General features: G+C 42.5%; 3 protein-coding genes. All 3 read left to right on the top strand.

The window, feature by feature from the left end; all coding sequences use genetic code 11:
- Nucleotides 1-29: 29 nt before the first annotated feature.
- Nucleotides 30-6,530 (top strand): non-ribosomal peptide synthetase, encoded by a 6,501-nt coding sequence (locus JCM10914_RS27735; protein ID WP_206778017.1) that lies wholly within the window; start codon nucleotides 30-32, stop codon nucleotides 6,528-6,530.
- Between the two features lie 35 nt (nucleotides 6,531-6,565).
- A complete protein-coding gene (locus tag JCM10914_RS27730) occupies nucleotides 6,566-8,887 on the top strand; it encodes a condensation domain-containing protein (protein WP_023967408.1) in 2,322 nt (773 codons plus the stop codon).
- Nucleotides 8,878-10,165, top strand: a 1,288-nt coding sequence (locus tag JCM10914_RS27725) for a condensation domain-containing protein (protein WP_148300276.1), incomplete at its 3' end; no start/stop codon positions are given. The genes JCM10914_RS27730 and JCM10914_RS27725, both read left to right, overlap by 10 nt.

Here is a 10,165-nt window from a genome sequence, read left to right as displayed (position 1 = left end):
CAAAAATGAATCTATCTATTTCGAGGGAATTGGAAATCAAAGTCGCACTCCGAGAAATTATGGAGAACCCGACGATTGAGCGATTAGCTAGGAAGCTATCCGTTGCGGATAAAGAAGGTCCTTTCTCTATTCAAACGGTTGCAGCACAGGAATACTATCAAGTATCACCGACTCAGAAGAGAATGTACTTGATCCAGCAATTTGATAAAAAAGGCATCGGATACAACATACCTGCGGCTTTTCTGATCAGTGGTGCAATGGATAAAAATCGCTTGAAGCAATCGCTTTCTGAGTTGGCGAAACGACATGAAAGTCTAAGAACGTTCTTCTTTATTCAAGACGGAGAACCCGTTCAGAAAGTGCAGCCGTCGATTGACATTCCCCTGGAATTTATTACTGCTGAGCAATTGGAATTAGAGTATATCGTCCGACGTTTCATCCAACCTTTCGATTTAGAACAAGCGCCATTATTTAGGGCGGCTTTAGTGGAATATGAAGAGCAGAAATACGCTCTTTTATTCGACATGCACCACATCATATCCGATGGAGTATCTGTTAATGTCTTGATGAGGGAGTTTTCTGAACTCTATCAGGGGAATACGCTACCTGCTCCAGTATTGCAATACAAGGATTATGCCTTCTGGCAAAATCAGTTGAAGATAGAGGGACACTTTGAAGTTCAAGAAGCCTATTGGAGTAATATGTTTTCCGACGAAATTCCTTCTCTCCATTTGCCTTTGGACTATCCACGTCCAGTGATGAAAGGGACAGAAGGCGGTCAAATTGGATTTGTTGTTGATCGAATAACAAGGAATAAATTAGAGGAATTAGCTGCCGAAAGCGGTGCTACTTTGTTCAATGTCCTTCTGGCACTTTACACCGTATTTCTTTCCAAATTGACAAGTCAGGAAGATATCGTAGTGGGTACACCCGTAGCTGGGCGATCTCATGAAGATTTGCAGAACCTTGTAGGGGCTTTTATTAATACGTTACCACTAAGAAACCAGCCCTCATCGGAGAAAACATTCTTACAGTTTCTGTCGGAAGTAAAGGTAAATACATGGAGAGCTATGGAAAATCAAGATATTCCATTTGAAGACATAGTCGAGAAGTTGAATGTTCAACAGGATTTAAGCCGCACTCCGTTATTTGATACGATGCTGGTTTTCCAGAATATGGACAGTTCTGGTTTTTCTTTCGGAGATCTCTCGGTTGTTCCCTATGTTTGGGAAGCAGAAATTTCGAAGTTTGATTTGACATTTACGTTCATGGAAAACGGCGAGGAATTAAATGGTTTCGTGCAATATAACTGTAAGTTATTTGATAGAGAAACGATCAATAAGTGGTGTGCTTATTTCGAACATTTGCTTCGGTCTATTGGCGAACTGAAAAATGCTAAGCTGGCACAAATTGAATTAATTACGGAAGATGAAAAGAGTTTGTTAGATCGTTATAATGATACGGCATTTCAGGTTTCAGCCGAAGGTACCCTTCAGGAGTGCTTTGAAGTTCAGGCAGCTAGGACACCAAACCGGGTTGCTGTCACTATGGATGGAGTTTCCTTAACCTACCATGAGTTAAATGAGAAGTCCAACCGTTTGGCCAGAACGTTGAGAAGCGATGGTATCAAGCCCAATGATATTGTCGGGATCTTGGCAGATCGTTCCATTCATATGATAGTTGCGATCATTGCCGTTTTGAAATCTGGAGGGGCCTACTTGCCTTTAGATCCCGAGCTACCTGAGGATCGAATTCGTTTCATTTTAAGTGATTCGGAATCCAAACATTGCTTAGTGCAGCAGCATCGAATGGACGTGATCGATGGCTTCGGGGTAAATGTTTATATTTTGGAGGACGAGACGAATTATGATCCGAATGCGGAGAATCTTACAGCTATTGCAACAGCGGACGATGCAGCATACATCATCTATACTTCGGGCACAACGGGCACACCGAAAGGTGTGATCTTAGAACATCGGAGTGTTGTTAATTTTGTATTCACATTCTTTCATTGCATCCATGGCTTATCGGGAAATCCTCTAAATTTTTCCCAAATTGCACCTTTTTACTTCGACTCATCGATTAAACCTCTATATGGCTCTTTGTTACTTGGCCATTCCTTACACATTGTACCTGAAGCCGTACGCAGGGACGGAACTCAGCTTATTCGGTTTTTTAACGAAAACCAAATACACATCACAGATATTACCCCTACTCTTGTTCAATTAATCGTATCCGTTTCGGATATGAAGATCAGAACGTTGAACTATATGTTGATCGGGGGAGAAGCTCTCCCCGTAAAATTAGCTAACGATATCTTTAAAATGTTTGATCATCAACCGTCTTTGTTCAATGTTTACGGGCCGACGGAGTCTTGCGTCAATTCTACCTGGTACAGAATTCCTGAAGACCGTACGGTGATTCATTCTAATTATGTTCCGATTGGCAGACCCTTGCCCAACCAGAGAGTTTATGTCTTAGGGCCCTCAAAGGAGTTGCTGCCTACAGGAGTCGTTGGTGAGTTGTATATTGCCGGAGCCGGTGTAGCTAGAGGATATCTCAATCGGCCGAAGTTGACAGAAGAGAAATTTGTTCCAAATGTGTTCCGTCCGGGTGAGAAGATGTACAGAACTGGTGACCTTGTAAAATGGATGCCGAATGGGGATTTAGAATATTTAGGAAGAATTGATCATCAAATAAAAATTAGAGGGAACAGGGTTGAATTAAGAGAAATTGAATTTCATATGCTTCAGCATGACAAGATTAATAAAGTTGTAGTCACTCTGAAAAACCGCAGTTGGGGAGAAAGCTACCTTTGTGCTTATCTTGAATCTTCTGCAGATCTGACGATACGGGATATTCGGCTCTTTCTTCATAACCGGTTACCGGATTATATGATCCCCGGCCAGTTTGTAAGACTTCAACAAATCCCTGTCATGAGGAACGGCAAAGTGAACCGGAGCGCGTTGCCTGATCCAGAGCATCAAATGGATTCCGGAGTTGAGTATGTTCCTCCGACCAATAATGAGGAAAGTGAAATGGTACGCTTATGGGAAGAAGTGTTGTATGCGAACTCGATCGGGATTGACGACAACTTTTTTGATCTCGGGGGTCATTCCTTGAATGCGGCGGTTCTAAGCGCGGGTATTAAGAAACAGTTCTCTGTTGACCTCTCGATTAGAGATATATTTACTCATGCTACGGTTCGGCGACTTTGCGTTTATATGAATGCTTTTCAGCATACAGACTATCTACCGATTGAAAAGGCTGCCGAACTTCCTCATTATCCATTGTCTTCCGCCCAACAACGAATGCTTATCCTACATCAGCTTCAGGAGGATAAGACGAGCTATAATATGCCGGGTGTATTTAGGGTGTCGGGACCGTTGGAATCCGAACGGTTAGATTCAGCAATCCGAACGTTAATTGAAAGACATGACAGCTTAAGGACATCCTTTGATTGGATCGATGGAAAACCGGTACAGATCATTCACCCCTCCGTCGAATTTAGAATGGAATTCAGAAGGGCAACGGGTAAAGTAACCGAAGTCGACATACTTGGTTTTGTCCAGCAGTTCCACCTTGAACAGGCGCCTTTAGTCCGGGCATTACTTATTCAAACTGGAGAGCAGGAATTTATATTATCGTTTGATATGCATCATATTATTTCGGACGGAGTATCCATGAATATTCTCATGGATGAACTTACACAATTATACGCTGGAAATAAACTACTTCCTGTTACCCGACAATATAAGGATTTTGTTCTCTGGCAGAGGAAACGGGAAGAAAATGGTGACTTTGAACGTCAAAAAGAATATTGGCTTGATAGGATGAAAGATGATGTTCCCGTCATTCAATTGCCATTGGATTATCCCCGTCCGGCAGTTTATTCGTACGAGGGAGACTCTTATTCATTCCTTCTGGACAAATCGTTGACCGAACGTATCAAGTCGCTCACAGCAAGGACCGAATCTACTATTTTTATGTTTTTGATGGCGGTCTATCAAATTCTTCTGGCCAAATACAGCGGCAATAACGATATTGTGGTCGGTACTCCTATTGCCGGCCGAACCCATCATGATCTTCAATCGGTGGTCGGCGTGTTCATCAATACGCTTTGCATGCGCAATCGTCCGGAGTCGAATAAATCCTTTGTTGAATTCTTGGCAGAAGTCAAGCAAAACGCTTTGGATGCTTATGAAAACCAAGAGTATCCTTTCGAAGAGTTAATAGAAGCGCTGGGGGTTCATAGGGATTTAAGCAGAAATCCATTATTCGATACTCTGTTTGTCATGCAAAATTTTGCTCGGGTTTCCGATTATACAATTAAACTTGATGGAGTAACAGTTACTCCGTTAACGAATACAAACGAGAATGCTAAATTCGATTTAACGTTAGAAGCTTTCGAAGGAATAGGAGAAATAGAACTTCGCTTTAATTACAGCACAAATCTGTTTAAGAGAGAAACAATACAAATGATATCTGGACATTATGTCCAACTGATTCGAGAGATTGTGGAATATCCAAATATAAGCCTTTCCAAGGTATCACTTTTGTCATCTGAAGAGAAAGCACGGATTTTGCAAAAGATACATCAGGACAAACACATGGAACAAAGTAAACTTCCATCTGCCACCTTGCACGAGTGCTTTGAAGAACAAGCCTCTCTTACTCCGAATGCGATAGCAGTTGTGAGCGGGGATCATAACCTTACTTATGAAGACTTAAATCGGAGAGCGAATCAAGTGGCTCGATCTCTACGCGAAATCGGTGTTAATCCTCAGGATGTCGTCGCAGTTTATTTAGACCGATCAATCGAAATGGTCGTCGCAATTATGGGCATTCTTAAAGCGGGTGCAGCCTATTTGCCTTTGGATATCGAAGCGCCGGAAAAGCGGATTCGATCGATTCTCGATCAAACAGAAGTTGCTGTATTGTTGACCAGGTCGGAGCTCACGGATCAAGCCCCAGTCTGCTCACATGTGATCGCCATAAACGGCCCACTTCTGTGTTCAGGTGATACAGAAAATTTGACTAGCGTGAACAAAACGGAAGATCTTTGTTATCTTATTTTCACATCGGGTACGACTGGACTACCCAAAGGTGTTTTGTTAGAACACCGAAATGTTCTGAATTTTCTTGAGACTTTCTTCGTTATGGTATGGGGTAGAAATCCGGATCCCCTTCGTTTTTCATTGGTTGCGCCCTATCATTTCGATGCGTCCGTACAGACAATTTTCGGTTCTTTGCTTATGGGGCATACGCTATATATCGTTCCAGAGTCAGTACGTAAGGACGGCGAATTACTAGCTTGTTATTACGAGGACAATGGAATAAATATTTCGGATATTACTCCAACGCTTACTCGGCTTCTAGACTCAGCATGCTGGGAAGGGCGGTTAACATTAAGTCATTTGATTATCGGAGGAGAACAACTGCAAAGAGATTTTGCCGAAGCGTTTATGAAGAAGTTCCATTCATCGCCCACCGTGTTGAATGTATATGGTCCGACGGAGACATGTATCAGTTCAACGGCTTTTATACTAGATCACCATGAGAGTAATAATTGGGGGTCGAGCAAGCTGGTTCCGATTGGCAGACCACTTCAAAATCAGTACGCCTATGTAGTGGACAGCAACATGGAATTGATGCCACCCGGAATAACAGGGGAATTGTTTATTGGTGGAGATGGGGTTGCCAGAGGGTACTTTGGTCGTCCAGATTTAAACGAAGAGAGGTTCGTTTCCAATCCGTTTCGTTTCGGAGAAAAGATGTACCGAACCGGAGATATCGTTCGTTGGTTGCCAAATGGTTTGTTAGAGTACATTGGACGGAACGACCATCAAGTGAAAATAAGAGGCAATAGAGTTGAGTTAAAAGAGATCGAGTGGCAATTGGCCCGGCTTGAAGGGATTTCTGAAGTCATTGTGATGTCAATCCAAGATGATAAGGATCAACCAGTATTGTGTGCTTATCTGTTAATGGAATGTGAGTATAGCGTACAAGAATTGAGGCAATTTCTCCAGAAATCGCTGCCGGATTATATGATCCCCCAATTGTATGCGCAACTTGATAAGTTTCCTATGCTGAGAAACGGAAAGGTTGATCTTCACTCTCTTCGGGAACGGGCTAAGTCGCTTAAGCTCGGGGTTGACTTTGTAGAAGCATCTACTCCAATTGAGAAGAGATTGGCTGCTATATGGAAGGCCGTTCTAAATGTGGACCGTGTTGGTGTTCATGACAACTTCTTCGATTTAGGCGGACATTCTCTACGGGCAGCAGCATTAAAGTACCAAATTCATGATGAACTCTCTGTTAAATTTACGCTAAGGGAAATCTTTCTTAATCCTACCATTTCCGAACAGGCTCGCTTATGTGAAGACAAGGAGAGATTTGAAGATCTCCCGATTGTGAAAGCGGAGGAGAAGCCGTACTACCCGGTATCTTCAGCTCAAAGACGCTTGATGATTCTAAGCCAATTAACCGGTGAAACGACCAACTATAATATTACTCAACTTTTCAGCTGAAAGGGACCATTAATCAGGAAGCACTTGAATCGGCTATGAATCAATTGGTTCATCGACATGAAAGCTTAAGGACCTCTTTTCATTGGATCGACGGAGAGCCTGTACAGCAAATTCATCCGCCAGTCAGTTTTACCATTCATAGAGTGGAATTGGGGACGGAGACCATTGAGGAATGCGCCGAGCTGTTAATAAAACCATTCGATTTATGGTCAGCTCCCTTAATACGAATTCATTTAATCTCACGAGACGGTATATTCCCGTATTTGCTAATGGATATTCATCATATTATAACTGACGGGATCTCAACGGAAGTCTTAATGAAGGAACTACTGGAAATGTGCGTTGGAGGAACTCTTCCACCTAATGAAATCCAATACAAAGATTACGCGGTGTGGCAAAAACGGTATTTGGACTCGGATTGGTGGTATGAGCATGAACAATTCTGGCTCCAAACGTTATCAGGAGAAATTCCTATTCTCGATTTACCTGCGGATTATCCTAGACCACCAGTACAATCATTCGAAGGGGATCGGCATTCGTTTACTTTGGGTGAAGAGCTGATCACTCCCCTTCGCGAACTGGCCGCTAGGACTAAAACTACGCCGCATTCGATACTTCTAGGGGTCTATTACGTATTGTTGTCAAAATATTCAGGACAGGAGGATATCATCATCGGTATTCCTGTCTCTGGTCGCAAGTTTGCCTGCTTAACCGATGTTGTAGGTATGTTTGTTAACACGCTTGCTATTCGGAATTTCCCGGTTGGAGAACGGACGTTTGTTGAATTTGCCAATGAAGTCCAAGAGAGCTTTCTATTAGCGTTCGAGCACCAGGATTATCCCTTCGAGCATTTGGTAGAGTTGCTTGATTTGCAAAGGGATCTGAGCAGAAACCCAGTCTTCGATACGATGTTTGTGTTTCAGAACAATCTGCATACAGTAGATTGGACAAACCATGTTGAGGCACTTACGGTTCACTCAAATGTCTCAAAATTTGACTTGATGTTGTTTGCTGAAGAATCGGAGAATCGCCTGTTGTTTATGTTTGAATATTGCACGAAATTATTCAAACCTGAAACGATCCGTCGTATGTCCCTCCACTTCTTAGAATTGCTGAGAGAAATCATACTGGATAGTTCCCGAAGCATCAAGGACATTCAACTGGTGTCCACATATGAAAAGAGTATACTTGATGGCTTCCACGGTAGGAATGGGACAGGTGTGCCAAAGAAGACCGTGATTCATCAACTTGAGTACTTCGCAGAACAAAACCCTGATAAAGTCGCTCTTGTGTCTGGAGAGGAGCAACTGACTTTCTCTGAATTAAATCAATATTCGAATCAATTGGCCCGCTATTTGCAGAAGTGTGGGGATTTCAGAGAACAGTTGATTGGGATTTATATGGACAGATCACCCAAGATGATGATCAGCATTCTGGCGATATGGAAACTTGGTGCGGCCTATGTGCCACTTGACTCCAACTATCCTACAGAGAGACTACGCCACATTGTGGATGACTCTGGTATCTCATTCATTCTATCGGACGATTTGAGAAATTATCCGCAACATTTGTCCACTTTCTCGGAGATTTCTTGGATTGAAATAAACAAAATAGCATGTGAGTTGGATGCCACTGATTCGTCCAATATTGATGTTCCTGTTTCCATGAATATGTTGGCATACATTATTTATACTTCCGGTTCGACAGGAATGCCAAAAGGTGTAATGATCGAGCATCTCGGGATGATGAATCACATTTATGCCAAGTTGAGTGATTTACAAATTACGGAGCTTAGCATTATTGCTCAAACAGCTTCACATTGTTTTGATATTTCCGTCTGGCAGTTTTTTTCTACGATTGTATCCGGTGGCACTTGCATTATTTATCAAAACGCGCTCATCCATCAATTTGAACATATGCTGCTCCAGGTACAAAAGGACGGTGTTACTGTTTTGGAGGTCGTCCCTTCCTATTTAACCGCCTTATTGGAATATATAAAGACCTCAGGAGATGTCTTTGATATGGTATTGTCTCGGCTTGAATTCATGTTGGTAACCGGAGAAGCATTGAGCAAGCCCTTGGTCGAGTCTTGGTTTGTCAAATATCCAAACATCCCATTGGTTAATGCTTATGGACCAACAGAAGCTTCTGATGACATCACACACTGCATTATGGATAGGTCACCTGACGCCCATCTGATCTCCATTGGCAGACCTATTCAAAACATGAATGTTTATGTAGTGGATAGATATATGAATCTATGTCCAGTAGGAGTCAGGGGACAAATATGTGTTTCCGGTATCGGAGTAGGGCGCGGATATATCAATCAACCGGATAGGACAGCAAGGTGTTTCTGAAGGATCCATTTGATGACACCCGAGACAGGCTTTATTTAACTGGGGATCTGGGGCGTTATTTACCAGACGGGACGTTGGAAATTTTCGGACGGATAGATCAACAGGTGAAGATAAGGGGGTACCGGATAGAACTAGAAGAGATTGAGTCCATCGTACTCAAGATTGAAGGAATAAAAGAATGCGTCGTGATGAACAAAGTTGACCGCAAGGGTCAAGCGTATCTTTGTGCGTTCTACGTTTCGAATATAACCTACTCTGCCGATGAGCTTCGGGATTATTTGTCACAGACACTTCCAAACTACATGATTCCTTCTATTTTCATGTCACTGGTCAAGCTACCTTTAACTGCTAATGGAAAAGTGCACCGCCAATCTCTTCCCGAACCCGATGAGGAGAAACGCTCCTTAGAACATGAGCAACCTGTCAATGAACTGGAACGAAAGCTTGTGTCCATGTGGGAAGAAATTCTAGGGGTAGAAGATATAGGAATGGGTGATCATTTCTTCGAGATGGGCGGACAATCACTTAAAGCTATGCATTTCGTCACACGTCTGAACAAGGAATTGGGTGTGGAGTTGCCTTTAAGGAACTTGTTCCTATACCCAACGTTACGTCAAATCGCAGCTGCAATAGACGAGGTAAAGGCTGCGAACGGGAACATTTTCGAATCTATTCCACTCGTACCGGCAGCACTGCAAGATAATTACCCAGTTTCATCTAGTCAGAAGAGATTGTATATACTCAATCAAATAAATGGAACACAAACTAGTTACAATATGCCTGTTGCTTTGATGGTTGATGGATTGATCGTAATTGAAAAGTTAGAGAAAGCATTTCGTAAACTTATCCAAAGGCATGAGTCATTTCGGACTTCGTTCCAGTTCGTTAAAGGTGAACTAGTTCAAGTTGTAGATGATCGGGTTGATTTCGATCTAAGAGTAGAGCAAAGTACAGACGAACAAGATACTAAGCGGCAAATACGACATTTCATACGTCCTTTTAGTTTATCGATTGCACCTTTGTTGCGAGTGAAGCTCATCCGGATGGAACCGATGAAACACTTACTTCTTCTTGATTTGCACCACATTATTTCAGATGGAGTCTCACTAGCGATTTTCCAAAGGGAGCTTCAACTCCTATACAAAGGACTTGAGCTTTCGGAGATCCCTATTCAGTACAAGGATTATGCGGTGTGGCAGAGCAAGTTTGTTGAATCCGCCCGTTACAAACAGCAAGAGGAATATTGGTTGTCTGTATTTGAGGGTGATGTTCCCGTAT

This window comes from Paenibacillus sp. JCM 10914 (genome assembly GCF_001315105.1).
Classification (GTDB): Bacteria; Bacillota; Bacilli; order Paenibacillales; family Paenibacillaceae; genus Paenibacillus_AQ.
The sequence above is the reverse complement of the archived record's forward strand: the minus strand, read 5'-3'. Positions and strand labels throughout refer to the sequence as shown.

What these genes read in the sequence shown, in the direction of transcription:
- JCM10914_RS27730 (WP_023967408.1), top strand. Translation starts at nt 6,566, where the DNA reads ATGAATCAATTGGTTCATCGACATGAAAGCTTAAGGACCTCTTTTCAT.